Genomic DNA, 16,935 nt, shown 5'->3' on the forward strand with positions numbered 1-16,935 from the left:
ATGAAAACCAAGCTTGAATACGAACTCCAACCCCTACGAGTACCTAGTGGATGGACAATCACAATCAACAACCTTTTCGAGGTTGACCTCACACCTGAAACTGCAGAGTGGTTTAGCAGTTCAGTATTACTAGGTGGAGTTCGACGAGCTACGGGACACTGCTTTGACTCCAGAGTTGAACCGGAAGGAGATCCATCAGGGGAGTTTGTAGTTGATTTCTTAACAATCAAGTATGACAACAAAGGAAAACCTCTAAAAAACTCTGAAATATTCCTAGGGGAATTCAGAACAAAAAATAAGACGGAATACATTAAGAAAATCGAAGACTTTATGCTTGAAGCATAAATTAAAAGATACAAAGTCAAAGGGGACAGATTTATTTATCGATGAAGAAAATAAATCTGTCCCTTTTCACTCTTTTCACTATCCCGAACTTGAAAACCTTCTAAAAAAACCCAGTAGTGCGCAATTCTAAAATAGAACTCAAATTAAAAACCAACCAAAAGGTAGAGATTTATTTTTCGTTAAAAGCAATAAGAAAATAAATCCGCCCCCTTTTCTGTTGGCGGAAGTAGGGTACGAGGTGACAACTTGCCAGGTAGCGATTTAGATGTTGGTTTCGGCCACCTCAATGCCAACCAAGCTGGCAAGCATGTGAAAGCACTAGAAGGAAAATTTGAGGGCCAAGAGGCTTTCCTTTCTCTTGAGAAAACTCGAATCGTGCCAGGAAACAAAACCGCTAATATTGAAGAAATAAAATCACCAGAAGAATTTTTCCAACGTTCAGGAACTCGATCAGGTCTTGATCCGAAAGCTGGACAAGAGTACAAGCCATCTGGGTCTATTACATTGGAAAAAGATGGAACAATCACTTTACTTCCACCAGGGACAACCCCATGAAATTCACATCAGAAGGTGAGGTAATCAATCCATGTTCTGTCGGATATCGAAGTCTAGGATTTGGCGAATCGACAAACTTACAAACAAAAAATTACGAGTTAACAGCTGAGTTCAACGAATTACCTGTCAGCTTTATAAAATGCGCCAACTCATTTATTGAACAGTGTAAAATTGACGACGCAGAACAAGGCTTCCCAGAAATACCTGAACTTGAAGAGCTGCAATACCCAGACTTTTTAGAACTAGTCAAAAAAAGTCCAAAACAAGCCACTGAGCTAATCAAAAATTACCTATACTTCGATCTATTATTTTCACTATTCCCAAACACCAACAATCTAAAGCTAGTAATAAATAATATAACCAGCATCAGCACAACCACAGCGGGAATAGCAATAACCGGAGAAACCTTCCCTTTCAAGTCATAAACCAAACAAAGGGATAAAATTGAAAGTAAAAAGGGGACAGTAAAAAGGGGACAGATTTATTTTCCGCTAAAGACAATAAAAAAATAAATCTGTCCCCTTTCATTCGGAGGAATAATGCAAAATTTTTACGTGATTGGCAAAAAGGATTTCGAACCTGAGATACCAAACAGCCCTGAGTGGCCCAAAATTATTGGATATTGTTACGAGACCAATTCATTCCTTTTCATTGAAGGCAACGGCTATGGATTCAATGGAATTGTCTTACCCGAAGCAATTGCTAGAGAACCACGCTGGGATAGAATATTTGAAATACTCGACGCAAACTGGTTTCTACAACTAATAGACAACAAACCAAGACCAGACAAAGCGCTAATGGAAACCAATATAAAATCAAAAACCGGCATCATTGAAATAATACAGTCATAGAAATCCAAAAGACAGCCAACAATGGGGAGATTTTTTTGAAATCAAAGGGGACAGATTTATCATTCGCGAAAAAAAATAAATCCCCCCTTCTCACGTTCGAGGGAAAAAAATGAAAGCGCAAAAACATATCCCACGAAGTGTATGGCATGGGCTTAACGGGACAAGCTACGACAACATTGCGCAAGAGCTAGAATCCGAAGAATCATCAATAAGAAAATGGATTTCAGTGTATGCCATTTACAAATACTCCTTCACCAACGACCCAAACCAATACTACGATTTCATCCAACAATCAAAAAACTCCCGGTACACTGCTGTAATTTTTACAATCCCGACCGAAACACTTGAAACAAGCGACGGTATAGATGATCGCGATATTACTATCGAAAAAATAGAAGCCATGAACTCCGAGGATGAGATCAACACTCTACTTGAAAAACTCGATATCAACCCAGAGCTTTTCACTACACCATGGCACTGTGAATATCCGCTATAATCATCAAACGGCAACTAAAGGGGACGGATTTATTTTTTCGTTAAAGAAAATAAATCCGTCCCCTTTTCACACTAGCGAGCACAATGATTTTTTCAATTGACATCACAGAAGCCTTTGGCGCAGTCGACTTTGACAATGCAGGAGGGATCAAATCCTATATCAGGATCCTTCCAACCGAAAATTTTCTTGATAGTTTTCGCCTCAATCTATCAAATTTTGTACTTAACTTGATAGACGAGCCGATAACCTCCTCGCTTAACAGGCAAGACCCTGCCTTTTTGAAAAACATGACAGAAGATGGCTTTCTTATAATAAGAAACGCCACCATTAACTTCGAGTCAATTAAGGGATACGAAAAACTACTACGACTACCAAACCAAGAACAGGGATATCTTATTCATGAGCGCCTCGGGCACGAATTAAATATCGGAGATAAAGTTTACGACATCGGAGGCAGATCCTGCTCAACTCCCGAGATACTGATAAATCTCTCAATCATCTCGCCAAAAAAAATAAAACTTGAATTTAACCCCTCAGACCACAAATACATAGAGAACTATTCCAAACTACAAGATTCACTAGAAAAATTAAACTCACAGGAAAAACCTATTCAACCGCCGCTCTCAGGCTTGTTCGATGCCACATTTAGCAACATTCACACCACCAGTAATTTCGAAGCGGGTTATCGAACTTACAACAAGTAGATTCGCCACCAAAGCAAAAATAATCACACCCCAAAACAACCAAGTCGACCAAAAGGGGACAGATTTATTTTTAGGACCAAAAGGGGACTAAAGAAAATAAATCTGTCCCCTTTTTACTCTTTAAAGATCGGCTGAGATACCCGGGAGGAATGCATGAGTGGCACATGGTTTCGAGAGCTGACACATTCAAGCGCTGGGGCGTGAGTGCTGAACAGATATATGAGCTACGGACCGCAATTAGTGACGTGAAATTTGTAAACCCTACTGGTCATCATGGAGGCAAAGGGTCTACAAAAGCACATAATGAAATACTTAAAGTAATTGACAATTCGAAAGATTATGGCGAGTTCCGCCAAGGACTCAATGAATGGGCTGGCAGAAGACTAGACGGTGGCGTTGACTCCCTTCCTTCAGGTCTCAAAAATTAAGGCACAAAAAATGGTAGAAACAAAAACAGTCTCAATCTGGACTGCAAAAACTGGTTGGGAGCCGTCAACACTCCAGGAAATAATGTTGCCGGCATATTCAGAAGATGGAGACTCGCTTGGATGCGAGTTCACAAATGCGTTTTCACTTGGCTTTATAGATAATGATTTTATCGAAGCCGACAAAGTCGAAAACACCAACTCTCTCGAGAGCGCAATTAAAGGCTTTTCTTACGACTCCGATATATCCTCAGACATAAAATCAAATAATATTCAGCCTACCAATCAAACGATAGACACTCTTCTTGCAATATACGACTTCACTTTTCAAGGCAATCCACCAGCCCGCGTAATCCGAGGCAAAGAAATCACTTTCAGAGGCACATTCACATACAAAGAGTAGCGACAAACCTAATCCAAAGGGAATAGATTTATTTTCTTTAGCAAAAATAAATCTTCCCCCTTTTCATATGAAAAACTAAGTACGCACAATGACGAGCAACTTTGAAATTGCACTAAGCAAACACGAGTTCCCAGATTATTTTAGGGGCAAAGGAGAGTATTTCACGAGAGACCCCGACTGGGGAACTCAGCTACATATCAGAAACTGGCAGGATTCGAGCGTATTTTTAAAATCACTGAATAACTCCACAAATGTACTGAAAAACGCATTTAGCTCGTATCTAAGCACTGTAGAACTTACGATAGCCGATGCACACGACCTTCTTGAGAACATCGGCTGCTATTACTACTTAAGAACCAAGCACCCCCATCTTTCGAAGGATGGATTCGATCTGATCCGAGACGCTGACAATAATGAAAAACAAATAGTCTCGGCAACAATGTCCTTTCTCAAAAAATCAGTTGAGACCCACAACATTCCTGAAGAGCTTGAACTCTTCAATCGTCGGATCAAAATACTTATCAACAGTGGAGGCCCAGACAACATCACCAACCTCTAACACAACCAAAGTTAACAAATCTACCTTTCACAGAACTAAATAACTAAAAAGACAGATTCATTTTCCTTTGAAGAAATAAATCGCCTTTTTTTGAACCAACTAAAGCAACTAAAGCACTCAACATGAGCAGACACAAAATCATCCTATCGAATGACTGGATTGCAGAATTTAACAATACAGGCGAGTTCCATATGGGAGCAGAGGGTTGGGGTCTTCTGCTAACAGGTCCCAATCAAAGCCGCATCAATTATTTCAACGACCAAATCGTACTGGTAAACGATGATGAGGGCGTACACGCTAGATCGTGTATTCGCTTATCCGACAATGGCGTGTACGGTTACCTCACCACTGCCGTGGACAGCAGTTGGGTCATCGACTTTTCACGAGGAATGATTGCTCCGCACCGGATCAGCATCCAGCAGCGCCACGATGGTTATGATGAGAGTGTATCAGTTCACGAGCAACCCGCATTCAAACGGACGAGGCAGTATATTAGCGTTAGTGGTAAACACATTTACCTGACCTTCCCCCTTACCCGCGACGAAGACTTTCCGAAAATCTGGGAAGAGTATTTATCGATTCGACGACGGCAGATCGACGAGCTCTACTTTCGTAACTGAGTTCACCAACGAGGCCTATAACCAGAGGAAACTTATTTATTTTTCTAATCCAAAGGGGACAGATCTATTTTTTTCTTATTTTTTGCTGATTAAAATTGAAAATACATCTTTCCCCTTTTGTCCAATCGATCTTCCCATGCGGCCAAATACTCGATATCGGATGGTATCCAGAATTCAGCACACGCGGTTACTTTGTAATACCTCTAATCCGCAATCAAGACTGGCAAAATCCTACTCATTGTGAAAAATCCAAAAACTGGGCAGAGCTGAAAATCGCGCTAGAGAACATATTAAAAAACCTGGAAAGCTAGAATCGACAAACGCTTCCGACACATGAAGCAAACCAAATGACTAAAGCGACATCACCACTATCCCCCCTCAATCACCCCCTCCAAAACCTCATACTTAACCACCACCCGATTCCCATACAACTTATCCCTCTCCACCAACGCCCCCACCTGCCCCTTCTCCCGCACCTCCCGCCAAATCTCATTCTCCCGAAACACCCTTCCCCCCTCCCGCACAAACCGATGCCCCAACTCAAACACGTGATACCGAAACTCCCGCTCCCGATCACAAAGCAACTCCCCCTCCAGTTGCGTCTCCCCCACCTTCAACTTCAACTGAAAGCTGCGATCCGTCGGGTTGTGCAGTACCAGGTCGATGTAGTTGTAGAAGATCGCCGCGCCGGAGCCGAATGGCAGGACGCGGCCGTCGTCCGGGAAGGGGTCGAAGCTGTGGTTGGCGCGTTCGATGACGACCAGGGGTGAGTGAAGGGTCATCCAGTGGATGAGGTTGCTGAGTTGGCAGATTCCCCCGCCGATGCCGGTGCGGGCCTGGCCGAATGACAGTTCCATGCCTTCGACGTAGCCGCGTTTGCGGGTCGGGCGGCCGACGAGGCGGCAGAAGGAAAAATACTCGCCGGGAACGATGGTGACGCCATCAATGGCGGCGACGGCGAGTTTGAGGTTGATGACTTTGTTGTGTTGCAGCGCCAGGTCGGAGTCGCCGAGTTTGCGGATCAGTTTGGAGGTGTGTTTGAGGTAGCGATACGGCAAGCGCTCAGGCGTCGCGGCAGGCCGTGCGTAGCGTTTGCTCGAGCAGTGCCAGGCGATGTGGCGGAACAGTCTTTTTTGCCACACGCGCAGCCAGTAGAGGGCCGGGTGGTAGAGGGAAAGTGGTTTCATCCGTGGCAAACGGCGCGGGCCGTTGTCTTCCTTGATCTGAAAAGGGCGGCGCATCTTACCGTGGAATATCGCCGTGTGCGCTGCTCGCGCAGGCGTCGCAAGCCGTTACAAGTCGGCCGACGCCGAGCGTTTCGAAATTAAGTTTGAACTAAGGTTGCGTCCCTACCATCCGGGCCACGAAGCAGCGGGTGCGAGCGTTGATTGCCGCACACAAAGCCATTCCATTCAATGTGAGCCTGGATCATGAGAGAGTTTGATTTCCCCTCGGCACAACAGCCCGCGTTCAGTCTTGTATTGGTCAATTACAAAACCCCGGAAATAACCCGGATGTGCCTGGAGTTTCTCCAGGAATACGTCAAGGAACAGCAGATTCCGGTGTGGGTGGTGGACAACGATTCTGCCGACGAAAGCCTGGCTTACTTGCGCTCTCTGGACTGGATCAACTTGATCGAGCGCCCTTCCCCTTGCAAAGAAGCCGGGCATATCGCTCACGGCAAGGCACTCGATCTGGCACTTGAAAAGGTTGAAACCGATTACCTGTTTTTACTGCACACCGATACTTTCGTTTTCGACAGCACTGTCTTTTCAATGATGATGAAAGAGTGCATGCAATCTTTGGATACAGCAGCAGTCGGTTGTGTCGAACAGCTTGACCGGGGTGTTTTAAGAGACACCTGGCGCTTGTCTTCACGTTATTTCAAACACTATTTCCGGCGGGCGAAACTGCAGTTGGGCCTGCGCTCCCGGGAACCCAAACCCTACCGGGAAACCCACCTGAAAAGCTTCTGCACCTTGTGGAATGCACGGTTGATCAAGGCTCATGGTCTGCATTTTTCGATGGACGACCGGGTCCCGGGATACACGCTGCAGGATCGATTAAGCAGCCTTGGCTACGGCATCAGATTCCTTTCGCCGCGGACGATCTTCCGCTACCTGGATCACATCCAGGCCGGCACCGTGGCGGCTGCCGGTGGCTACGCGAAAAACCACCGCCGCACCACCATGTACCAGCAAACACTCAAGCGTATTCAGATGCAGCAAGGCATGCGGCCGGCGAAATCCTGAAGACAATAAAAAGGGCGACTTCACAGTCGCCCTTCTTTTATCCGAATTCTTTAGTCCTCTCTCCGGAGGAGGTGTCCGCCCAGTGTAATGGCCTGGCAATCCATGCACCGGTAAAGAGCCCTGACACTGGGCGAACGGGAAGGATTTTAATGGAAGTTGGCGGATATGTCGTGCTAATTGAAAATGAATTTTATGTACTAAAACGTTAACGAATATTGATCATCGATATTTCCCGACAAACTTTCAGAATTCTCTCACTCAAAAATTTCATATGACTGTTCTCATACAACTATTTGTACAAGAACAGCCAATCTGTAGAGTTAATACTCAGCTTTCATGTTCACTGGTCACTTTTAATACATCGGTGTAAGTGACCACGACACTCTGTCCGACTTTCAGATCTTTCAGCTTGGCTTGGATTTCAGGCTTCTCGACGTTGAGGGTTTTCGATTGGCCCGAAGGGTTTTCCAGTGTGACCTGGTTTTTCTTCAAATCAATTTTGGTGATTTTCAGTTGTACCTGAATCTGGCGGAATGCCTCGCCACCAGGGTTGCTGCTGCCCACGGCGTTGCGCAGTTCACCGGTACGCTCGGTGGAGCCAGGCAGACCTTTATCCACGTCGGTGTCCAGGAAGGCCGCCACGGAACGGGTGACTTGAATGTCGACCTTGTCGCCAACTTTGAGATTGGCGAGGTTTTTCGCCTTGTCGCTGAGCTGAACATGCACCTGGCGACCTTCTTCGCCTTCAAGGACAACCTGATGATTGGCCGGATCAACCGCCAGTACTTTGGTGGTGACCTGATCCTTCTCGACCGTCGCCGACAACGGAATATCGGCAGCGAATGCCGTGGAAGCGGACAGGACAGTGGCAAGTGCGATGGCGTGCGTCAGTGCTTGGAGCTTCATAAGCGGTACTTTCCCTGTGATGAATGGCAGCACACGGCGTATTCAGCGCCGTGCGTGCCAAGGAGCATAGACGCTGATCCACCGTCGCTCCCGCACAGGGGCGAATCAGTACCCGGTCATCTCCAGATAACCGCGCCCGCCCTGACTGCCACTCAACCGCACCGGCCCTTCCCAGTAGGGAATGCGCAGCCCCATCCAGGCGTTGGGGTTGATTGCATCGAGGGTGATGTCGATGTGTTTGTCCGGGATGCCGATTGTCCAGCGCACCGGCATCGAACGACCCGCAACCTTCGCAGTGTCCTGCGGCGTCAGTTTGATCTGCTCGGCATGCAGCGTTTCAGACTGGCCATCGGCGCCAATCCAGGTACCGGTCAAGTACGGCGCCCCTTCCTTCTGGCGCATGCGGTAGAGCATGACGTGTGCGCCGTCATCAAGGTGCAGGGAGAACCAGTCCCAACCGGTCTGATTGGCGGTGAGCGGCTGGCTGCTCCATTCGCGGTCGAGCCAGGCCGGGCCGTTGACGGTGTAGGTCTTGCCGTCGATTTGCAGGGTGCCGCTGGCCTGGAAAAACGGCTGGCTGTAGTAATACGACGCCTGGCCCTGTTCGGATTTCTGACTGAAACCGTGATCACCTTGCAGCACCAGCGGACGGCTGGAAGTCAGGCGTAGTTGGTAGCTGAAGTTTTTGTCCTTTGCGCTGAGCTGCATGTCGCCCAGCGGATCGCTCGCCTGACTGACGAAGCGCCAGTCGTCGATCCACGCCTCGAACGGCACCCCACTCACCCCCGCCTGCCCGACGCCGCCACGGGCATAACGTTCGGCGGCGTGATGGACGCTGGCCGACGTCACCGCCGCATGGCCGAGCCAGATCGTTTGATTGGCCCAGCCCGGTTGCTCCGGCGAGGGGTTCAACGCGCTGCGAAACAGTGTCCATTGCACGCCGAAATCAATGCCTTGGGCATCCTTGAGATTGGCGGTCACGTACCACCACTCGATGCGAAAACCGTCATGGACACCGTGATCCGTCGGAAAGCTGAACACCCGCCCCGGCACCACCGGTGTGAAGGCCTGCGCCTGAGCGCCCATCCCGGCGAAGCCTTTCTGCTCTGGTGCCGGGTTGTCGCAGCCACTGAGCAACAGCGCCAGAAACACCACAACGAACCTAATCCTCATGGGCAAACGTCCTCAGCAGATCCGCCGGTTGCGTGCGGTACAGCGAATACAGCGGCCACGCCGAAGCCAGCAATGTCGCCAGCAGCGCCAGCCCCATTAGTTGCAGCAATTGCCACGGAAATACCCGCAACGGCAGGCGCCAGCCGAAAGCCTGTACGTTGATCACCGCATCCAGGCACCACGCCAGCCCGATGCCCAACGGCAAGGCCAGCAACAGTGTCAGCACCGCCAGCAGCCAGGTCTGACCGAGGTTGAGCAGCATCAACTGCCGGCGCGTAACGCCCAATGCCCACAGCGGCGCCAGTTGGCCGAGACGGCTCTGACTCTGGGTCAGCAGACTGATGAACAACGCCACACCGGCAACCGCCAGAGTCAGACTGTTGAGCGCAGCCGTCGCGGCAAAGGTTCGCTCAAAAACCTGCACCGACCAGCCCTTGAGCCGCGCCTGATCGACGATGCGGCTGTCATCGAGCTGAAAGCGTGCCTGCAAGGCGCTGAGCAATGCCGGAATCTTTGCCGGTTCGATCCGCAGGTTGAAACGGTTTGGCGTCAATTGCGGCCAGCTGCGCAACAGGTGATTGCTGTTGACCAGTACATGGCCCTTGGGATTGCCGTAGTCGGCGTAGATCCCGACGATGCGCGGCGACCACGACAGGCCCGGCGTCGGAATCGTCAGGTGATCCCCCGGCCGCACCTTGAGCCGGCGTGCGAGTTGCTCGCTGAGCATCACCGCGTCATCCGTGGCCAGCAAAGCCCACGGGTCGTTGCCCCGGGCTTCGAGCAGCGGCCAGTGCTGGCGATAGTGCGGATGGTCGATGATGCCGAACACCTCCGTCGGCCAGCCTTGCAGCGTCACCGAGACCTGCCAGTTGGGCAGGATCGCCGTGACACTCGGCTGTTGCTTGAGCCAGCTGTACAGCTCGCGGGCCTGGGCCGGATTACTCGGATTCAGATAGAGCTCGGCGGTGAGCCGTTGTTCGAGCCAGTCGTTGAAGGTCTGGCGAAAACCGGCGGTCATGCTGCCGGCGCCGATGTTGGCCGCCATCGCCAACAGCAGCGCCATCAAGGCCAGACTCAGTGCCGGCAGTTGCTGTCGGCAGTCGGCGAGAAACCACTGCCCGAGCACCGAACGACTGCGCCCGAGCAAACCGTTCAACAACGCGCTGAGTACCACCGGTAGTGCCAGCGCCGCGCCGAGCAACAACCCGGCCATCAACACAAATCCGCTGGCGAGACTGTCGCCCAACACCAGCGCAATCAACGCAATCGCCGCAAACACTCCGGCCATCCAGGCCTGCCGGCGCAACCAGCGCGCATGCTGTTCGTGCCAGGCTTGCGGATTGGCCACCGCCAACAACGGCAGACGCGCCGCCCGCAGCAGACTGTTGGCCCCGGCCAGCAATGCGCCGAGCAGGCTCAAGCCGATACCGCTGAACCACCACCAGGGGCTCAAACGCAACTGCCCCGCCACTTCCGCGCCGTACAACCCGCGCAGGCTGGCGGCGACATCCGGCAGCAGCACACTGGCCAGCCAGTAGCCGCTGACGACACCGAACAGTCCGCCGATCAGCGCCAGCGCTCCGAGTTCGACGATCAGGCAAGTGATCAACATTCGCGCACTGACACCGCAGGCGCGCAACGTGCGCAGCAACCCGCGACGCTGCTCCAGTGCGAGGCCAATGGCGGCATGCACGATGAACAGGCCGACGACAAACGAAAGAAACCCAAGCGCATCGAGGTTGAGGTGAAAGCTTTCGGTCAGCCGCGCCAGATTGTTTTCTTCGCCGCTGCTCTTGAGCTGCAACTGGCCTTTGAGCGCGGCCGGTACGTCGGCGTGAAAATCCTTGGGCAACAGCAGGCGCGACAGTTGATCGGGTTGTTCGAGCAAGCGCTGGGCAACGCCGATATCCACCAGCAGCACGCCGGGCGCCATGTCTTTTTGCGCCCGCAGCGGCGGCAACGTCTGGCCGGTTTCGGTTTGCGGTGTCGCACCCTCGGTCAGATTCAACGCTTGCAAGGTGTCGGGGGAAATCCAGGTGCTGCCCGGCTGGCTGAAGAATTCGACGATGCGCTCGATCGGCATCGCCTGCCCCGCCACCGCGCTGTCGGCCGGCAGCGACACCGGCTCAATGCCCATCAATTGCAGGCGTTGGGACTCATGGCCCTTGAGGATCAAACGCCCTTGCAACACTGGCGAAACCGACCAGCCTTGCCGGCGCAAATCGACAAACCACTGCTGGGAAAACGTCGCGCCATTCGGCGCGCTCAGACTGGCCTGAGGTTCGCCGCCGATCATCTGGCTGGCGCGAGCGTAGCTGTCCCGCGCCTGACTGTTGAGCGCCTCGACACCGGTCAACAGGCTGGTGGCCAGCCACAACCCGGTGAGCACGCTGAAGAACTGCACCGGGTGTCGTCGCCAGTGACTGAGCAAGGCGATCAGTGTTTGCCGGAAAACCCTCACGTCAGTCGACCATTGGACAACACCACCCGCTCCGCCAGTCGCGCGGCCACGCGTTGGCTGTGAGTGACCATCAGCAAGGTGGTCGGCGTGTCGTCGAGCAATTCCAGCAACAGCCGCAGCACCTCGTTGCTGGTCGCTTCGTCGAGGCTGCCGGTGGGTTCGTCGGCCAGCAATAATTTGGGCCGCGACGCCAACGCCCGACCGAGCGCGACTCGTTGTTGCTGGCCACCGGAGAGTTGTTCGGGATAGCGCTTTAGCAGATCGCCCAGCCCCAGACGCTGCACCAGATGGTTCTGCCAACGTGGGTCATGGCGCCCGGCCAATCGCGCCTGAAACGCCAGGTTGTCTTCGATGCGCAGGCTGCCGATCAGGTTGTATTGCTGAAACACCAGACCGATTTCCGTACGCCGCCAGTTGGCCAGTTGCGCTTCGCTCATTTCGTCGAGTCGATATTCGCCGCTGCGGATGCTGCCGCTGTCGACTTTATCCAGGCCGGCGATCAGGTGCAGCAGTGTGCTTTTGCCGCTGCCCGACTCGCCCATCAGCGCCAGGCTGCTGCCGGGGTTGAGCGTCAGGTCGATGCCCTGCAACACGGGCAACGGGCCTTGCGGAGTGAGATAGCTCTTGAAGACGTTTAGAACCTGCAGCATGTCGCCATCCGATCGATCCGTGTGGGCCAAGGATAGCGGATACCGATGGGTTACTGCCCTGCTGCAACACTGGTCGGCGCCTCACCCGGCGTCACGATGCTGTTCAGATCAACGTGTTTCCACTCGGGCTTGGCCCCCAACCGCGCGTTGAAGCGGTAGTTGAAGGTGAAATCATCCGTCGTCGGCACGCTAAGCGGTTTGCCGTAGACCGACTCGATCCCCGCCAGGTCGTAACCCATCAACTGCAGCAGGGTCGGGAAAATGTTGTAGTGACTGGAGCGATCCTTATTGGCCGCCAGTTGTGCCGACCAGTCGAGCGTGTGCAATTGATCGCCCTGAATCACCACCAGCGGCACCAATCCCTCTTCTTCCACCGGGTCGCCGCCGCAATGGGTGTTGAGCCCCGGGTTTCCACGCTCGTGCAGGTCCTGGCCGTGATCTGAGGTGTAGATCAGCAGCGCGTTGTTCAGGTTGGCCTGGGCAAACACTCGCGAGAAAAACTCGCCGACATTCCACAGCACGGTGTTCTTGTAGGCATTGCGGTACAGCACCCAGTCATCCGGCTGGCCGTTGAAGCCGTCGCGCTTGCCGGTGTCGGCGATTTCGGTGAACTGGCCCCGTGGCAAGGTCGGGCGGTAGGCCATGAAGGCGTCCGGGTATTTGTCGTGCACCGGGAAATGCGCGCCGACCTTGTTGATCACCACCAGCTCCGGTTTGTCGTCGTTGAGCAGTTCGATCAGCTTGGCCGCAGCGGCCATGTCGCGGTCGCGGACGCTGGTCTGGTCGAATTGCACGAATTCGTCGATGTCCTTTTTTTCGGTGTCGGTCATCAGGTTCTGCAGGTTGCCGCCGGTACGCTGGGCGTCGATGTAGACGGTGCGCAGGCCGGCCTTTTTCGCGTACTGCCAGATCGACGGCAACGTAGTGTTGATGCGCATGTAATCGGTACGGGTGCCGCCGTAACGCAGGGTGACGTTGGTGTCAGCGCTGCAATTGGCGATGGACACCGCATAGCCGTAGTTGAAGATCTCGACACCCGGATGCGCCTGCTTGAGGTTGCTGTGCACGCCGAACGGCGCGTTGATGTCCAGGTAATTGCCGGAAATGCTTTCGTCGATGATCAGCACGATGTCGTGGCTCACTGCCGGGCCGTTGCGCGCCAGGGTCACCGGCTCACGGGGGCCGACGGTGTTGTGCAGCGCCTCGTAGCCAAACAGGTTGAGGTAGGCCAAAGGCGTGTACATGATCGGCAACCCGCGCGCGCCCTCTCCGGCCCGAACGAACAGCACGGCGCTGAGCAGCAATACACCCGCCACTGGCGCCGCGACTCGCAGCGCATTGGGAACCGGAATCGAATGACGCGGCCGCAGGCCGATGCCGATCAACAGTAAAAGTCCGTTGAGTAGCCCGTGGACGATCGCGTCCCGGTACTGGTACGCCGCTTCCTGAATGAAGCCACCCGAATACACCAGAGAGACAAAACTGCTGTACGTCAGGTAATCGGCGGTGACCCGGGTATAAACATCAAAAAACACCGCCGAAACAAACATCGCCAATGCGAACAAGTGCCGAATGAAAGTCTGCCTTATATAGGCCGTTAGTAATAATGAGAAAGTCAGCGCCAAAAACATCGCGCCAAAAAGAAGTACTGCCGGGCCGATACCCATGGCGTTTAAACGCTCAAGGTAATAATCGGAATAAAGCAGTAGATAAATAACTAAAAGCAGTTCTTTCAAATATCGAAACATGGCGGTTCCGGGGCACTGCCGACGGGGCATGGTCAATGAATTGTCGGTCAATTTCTGACACTAGCACCGCGCTATCAAAGCGCAAGAATTGTCGGACTTTGGACAAAAGCGTCAAAAAAACATTGACTCATTACTGACACACCCAAGTCTCTACAGCCCTTGAATTTTGTGGCCTACGACCGTTTATCGTTTTCTTTGAATTGTGAAAAACATGTCAAGGACGGGACAAATCCAGATACAGCAAGTACTTGATGGCTATTAGCCCCCAAAAACGGGGGTGTTATACACATGCAACATGTCATTTTGCTGACACGCTTTTCCCACCCTGCGCTATACCCCTTTTGACAGTTCCAATTCGATCTTCCTCCACCGTCTTACGAGGCACGCCAATATGGACGTGAGCGTATTTGGTACGGGCTATGTTGGCCTGATACAAGCTGCGGCACTTGCCGATGTCGGACATCGAGTACTGTGTGTCGATATAGACCCGAACAAGATTAAACAACTGCAACAGGCAGTTCCGCCTATCAGTGAACCGGGTCTGTCGGCAACTTTGGAAGACAACATCAAGGCCGGGCGCTTGTTGTTCACCACCCAGGCCAGCGATGCCGTTGAACACGCCGAACTGATCTTCATCGCCGTGGGTACGCCGGCTGACGAGGACGGTTCCGCCGACCTCAGTCATGTGCTCAACGTGGCGCGGCAGATCGCAAGCTTCATGGAGGCCGATCGCACCCTGATCATCAAGTCCACAGTGCCGGTCGGCACGGCGGATCAGGTACTCGACACCGCCAACAACGAATTGCGCCGGCGCGGCAAAAGCGGCCTCAACGTGCGGATCGTCTCCAACCCGGAATTTCTCAAGGAGGGCAGCGCCCTCGCCGACTGTATGCGCCCCGACCGGATCATCGTCGGCACCCTGGACCCTGAAGCCAGGGAACAGTTGAGCGAACTCTACGCGCCGTTCTGCCGCAACCACGAAAAACTGATGTTCATGGACAACCGCAGCGCCGAGCTGACCAAGTACGCGGCCAACGCGATGCTCGCCACTCGCATCAGCTTCATGAACGAACTGGCCAACCTCACCGAGCTGCTGGGCGCTGACATCGAAGCCGTGCGTAAAGGCATCGGCTCGGATCCGCGCATCGGCTATCACTTCATCTACCCCGGCTGCGGCTTCGGTGGCTCGTGCTTTCCCAAGGATCTGCGCGCCCTGCTGCACACTGCCGAACACAACGGCATGCCGCTGAAATTGCTGCGCAGTGTCACCGACGTCAACGATACGCAGCGGCACATCCTGTTCAGCAAACTCAAGGCGCAGTTCCCGCAGGGCCTGGCCGGCAAATCCATCGCCGTCTGGGGCCTGGCGTTCAAGCCGAACACCGATGACATGCGCGAAGCCCCCAGCCGTTATCTGATGGATGCCCTGTGGGCCGAAGGCGCCAGCGTGCAGGCCTACGATCCGGAAGCCATGTCCGAATGCCGGCGCATTTATGGTTACCGTGATGACCTGCACCTGTGCGCCACTCGCGACGACACTCTGGAAGACGCCGACGCACTGGTGATCTGCACGGAGTGGAAGAACTTTCGCGTGGTGGACTTCGAACTGCTGGCCGACAAGCTGCGCTCGAAGGTGATCATCGACGGACGCAATCTCTACAACCCGGAACAAGTGGCTGCCGCCGGCCTGCACTACAGCGGCATCGGTCTGCGGCATATCGCGCCTGACGGGTTGCGGTCATGAAAATCCTCGTCACCGGTGCGGCCGGGTTCATTGGCGCTCATTGCGTGTTGCGGTTGATGCGCGACGGGCATCAGGTCGTCGGCCTGGACAATTTCAACACCTATTACGACCCACAGCTCAAGCATGATCGTGTGCGCTGGGTGCGTGGCCAGGTCGGCGACTTCCAGATTGCCAGAGTCGACCTGGCCGACGCCGCCGCTGTCGATGCGCTGTTTGTCCGCGAGTGCCCGCAAGTGGTGATCCACCTGGCGGCGCAGGCCGGGGTGCGTTATTCGCTGGAAAATCCACAGGCCTATCTGAACAGCAATCTCAGTGGTTTCCTGAACATTCTGGAAAGCTGCCGGCATCATCCGGTCGAGCATTTGATCTATGCCTCGTCGAGTTCAGTGTACGGCGCCAATCAGCACACGCCGTACACGGTGCATGACGACGTCAATCACCCGTTGTCACTGTACGCCGCGACCAAAAAAGCCAATGAGCTGATGGCTCACAGCTACAGCTACCTGTTCGGCATTCCCTGCACCGGGCTGCGCTTTTTCACGGTGTACGGGCCCTGGGGCCGGCCGGACATGTCGCCGATCCAGTTCGCCCGGGCCATCACCGAAGGCCTGCCGTTGAAGCTTTTCAACTATGGCCTGCACCAGCGTGATTTCACCTATATCGACGACATCGTCGAGAGCATTGCTCGCCTCACGGTCCATCCGCCGCATACCCATCCGGAATGGGACCGCGAGCACCCCGACGCGGGCAGCAGCATGGCGCCGTGGTGCCTGTTCAACATCGGCGGCCACCATCCGGTGGAGCTGAAAACCTACCTGGCCCTGATGGAAAAACACCTCGGCCAGAAAGCCATTGTCGAGCTGCTGCCCCTGCAACCGGGCGACGTGCTCAACACCTGTGCCGACACCGACGATCTGGCCCAGGCCACCGGGTTCCAGCCCCGGATAGAGCTGGATGAAGGACTGGGGCGTTTCATCGCCTGGTATCGCGACTACTACCCCACTGCCTATCGCCCACGCGCCGCTCGCGGCTGACCATCAGCG

General features: G+C 53.5%; 18 protein-coding genes. 12 read left to right on the forward strand and 6 right to left on the reverse strand.

The genetic code is table 11. The features are described 5' to 3' along the window. The 9 genes from CAF87_RS29080 (at window position 1) to CAF87_RS22930 (ending at window position 4,958) form a co-directional block, all read left to right on the forward strand. Entirely contained in the window at window positions 1-345 is a 345-nt protein-coding gene (locus CAF87_RS29080) for a hypothetical protein (RefSeq protein WP_139831743.1), read from the forward strand. A 246-nt stretch (window positions 346-591) separates the two neighbouring features. Continuing rightward, window positions 592-900, forward strand: coding sequence for a hypothetical protein (locus CAF87_RS29085; RefSeq protein WP_139831744.1), 309 nt, complete (start codon window positions 592-594; stop codon window positions 898-900). Beyond that, window positions 897-1,325, forward strand: a complete 429-nt coding sequence (locus CAF87_RS22895; protein WP_085733185.1) for a hypothetical protein — start codon at window positions 897-899, stop codon at window positions 1,323-1,325. Before CAF87_RS29085 ends, CAF87_RS22895 begins: the two co-directional genes overlap by 4 nt. 114 nt (window positions 1,326-1,439) lie before the next feature. Continuing rightward, window positions 1,440-1,751 (forward strand): hypothetical protein, encoded by a 312-nt coding sequence (locus CAF87_RS22900; RefSeq protein ID WP_085733186.1) that lies wholly within the window; start codon window positions 1,440-1,442, stop codon window positions 1,749-1,751. A gap of 109 nt (window positions 1,752-1,860) precedes the next feature. Then, complete coding sequence (locus CAF87_RS22905) at window positions 1,861-2,247, forward strand: hypothetical protein (RefSeq protein ID WP_085733187.1); 387 nt, start codon at window positions 1,861-1,863, stop codon at window positions 2,245-2,247. 83 nt (window positions 2,248-2,330) lie between these two features. Continuing rightward, a complete protein-coding gene (locus CAF87_RS22910) occupies window positions 2,331-2,951 on the forward strand; it encodes a hypothetical protein (protein WP_085733188.1) in 621 nt (206 codons plus the stop codon). 390 nt (window positions 2,952-3,341) lie between these two features. Next, window positions 3,342-3,779, forward strand: a complete 438-nt coding sequence (locus tag CAF87_RS22920) for an immunity 22 family protein (RefSeq protein WP_256576043.1) — start codon at window positions 3,342-3,344, stop codon at window positions 3,777-3,779. Between the two features lie 88 nt (window positions 3,780-3,867). Then, window positions 3,868-4,338, forward strand: coding sequence for a hypothetical protein (locus tag CAF87_RS22925; RefSeq protein ID WP_085733190.1), 471 nt, complete (start codon window positions 3,868-3,870; stop codon window positions 4,336-4,338). 122 nt (window positions 4,339-4,460) lie between these two features. Further along, window positions 4,461-4,958: a hypothetical protein gene (locus CAF87_RS22930; protein WP_085733191.1), complete on the forward strand. Its 498-nt coding sequence runs from the start codon at window positions 4,461-4,463 to the stop codon at window positions 4,956-4,958. A gap of 368 nt (window positions 4,959-5,326) precedes the next feature. On the opposite strand, the gene CAF87_RS22940 is transcribed toward CAF87_RS22930, so the two are convergent. After that, window positions 5,327-6,145 (reverse strand): VanW family protein, encoded by an 819-nt coding sequence (locus tag CAF87_RS22940; RefSeq protein WP_085733192.1) that lies wholly within the window; start codon window positions 6,143-6,145, stop codon window positions 5,327-5,329. A 243-nt stretch (window positions 6,146-6,388) separates the two neighbouring features. Here CAF87_RS22940 and CAF87_RS22945 point away from each other — a divergent pair, with 243 nt between their 5' ends. Further along, complete coding sequence (locus CAF87_RS22945) at window positions 6,389-7,210, forward strand: glycosyltransferase family 2 protein (protein WP_085733193.1); 822 nt, start codon at window positions 6,389-6,391, stop codon at window positions 7,208-7,210. A gap of 327 nt (window positions 7,211-7,537) precedes the next feature. On the opposite strand, the gene CAF87_RS22950 is transcribed toward CAF87_RS22945, so the two are convergent. The 5 genes from CAF87_RS22950 to CAF87_RS22970 all read right to left on the reverse strand — a co-directional run bounded on the left by CAF87_RS22950 (window position 7,538) and on the right by CAF87_RS22970 (window position 14,148). Then, the gene (locus CAF87_RS22950) at window positions 7,538-8,116 is read right to left on the reverse strand and encodes a hypothetical protein (RefSeq protein ID WP_085733194.1); all 579 of its coding nucleotides are present in this window, start codon (window positions 8,114-8,116) and stop codon (window positions 7,538-7,540) included. 105 nt (window positions 8,117-8,221) lie between these two features. Continuing rightward, on the reverse strand, window positions 8,222-9,289 hold the full coding sequence (locus CAF87_RS22955) for a lipocalin-like domain-containing protein (protein WP_085733195.1): 1,068 nt from the start codon (window positions 9,287-9,289) through the stop codon (window positions 8,222-8,224). Further along, entirely contained in the window at window positions 9,279-11,750 is a 2,472-nt protein-coding gene (locus tag CAF87_RS22960) for an ABC transporter permease (RefSeq protein ID WP_085733196.1), read from the reverse strand. The genes CAF87_RS22955 and CAF87_RS22960 overlap by 11 nt, the downstream gene beginning before the upstream one ends. Beyond that, on the reverse strand, window positions 11,747-12,400 hold the full coding sequence (locus tag CAF87_RS22965) for an ABC transporter ATP-binding protein (protein ID WP_085733197.1): 654 nt from the start codon (window positions 12,398-12,400) through the stop codon (window positions 11,747-11,749). The genes CAF87_RS22960 and CAF87_RS22965 overlap by 4 nt, the downstream gene beginning before the upstream one ends. Before the next feature lie 50 nt (window positions 12,401-12,450). Continuing rightward, window positions 12,451-14,148 carry a sulfatase-like hydrolase/transferase gene (locus CAF87_RS22970; RefSeq protein ID WP_085733198.1) on the reverse strand — a complete coding sequence of 566 codons (1,698 nt, stop codon included), beginning with the start codon at window positions 14,146-14,148 and terminating at the stop codon, window positions 12,451-12,453. Between the two features lie 391 nt (window positions 14,149-14,539). Between CAF87_RS22970 and CAF87_RS22975 the strand changes: the two genes are divergently transcribed. Both CAF87_RS22975 and CAF87_RS22980 read left to right on the forward strand, forming a co-directional pair. Continuing rightward, window positions 14,540-15,892, forward strand: coding sequence for a UDP-glucose/GDP-mannose dehydrogenase family protein (locus tag CAF87_RS22975; RefSeq protein WP_085733199.1), 1,353 nt, complete (start codon window positions 14,540-14,542; stop codon window positions 15,890-15,892). Beyond that, on the forward strand, window positions 15,889-16,926 hold the full coding sequence (locus tag CAF87_RS22980) for an NAD-dependent epimerase/dehydratase family protein (RefSeq protein ID WP_085733200.1): 1,038 nt from the start codon (window positions 15,889-15,891) through the stop codon (window positions 16,924-16,926). Before CAF87_RS22975 ends, CAF87_RS22980 begins: the two co-directional genes overlap by 4 nt. The last annotated feature ends 9 nt before the right edge of the window (window positions 16,927-16,935 follow it).

This window comes from Pseudomonas sp. R38(2017) (assembly GCF_002112395.1).
In the GTDB taxonomy this organism is placed as follows: Bacteria; Pseudomonadota; Gammaproteobacteria; order Pseudomonadales; family Pseudomonadaceae; genus Aquipseudomonas.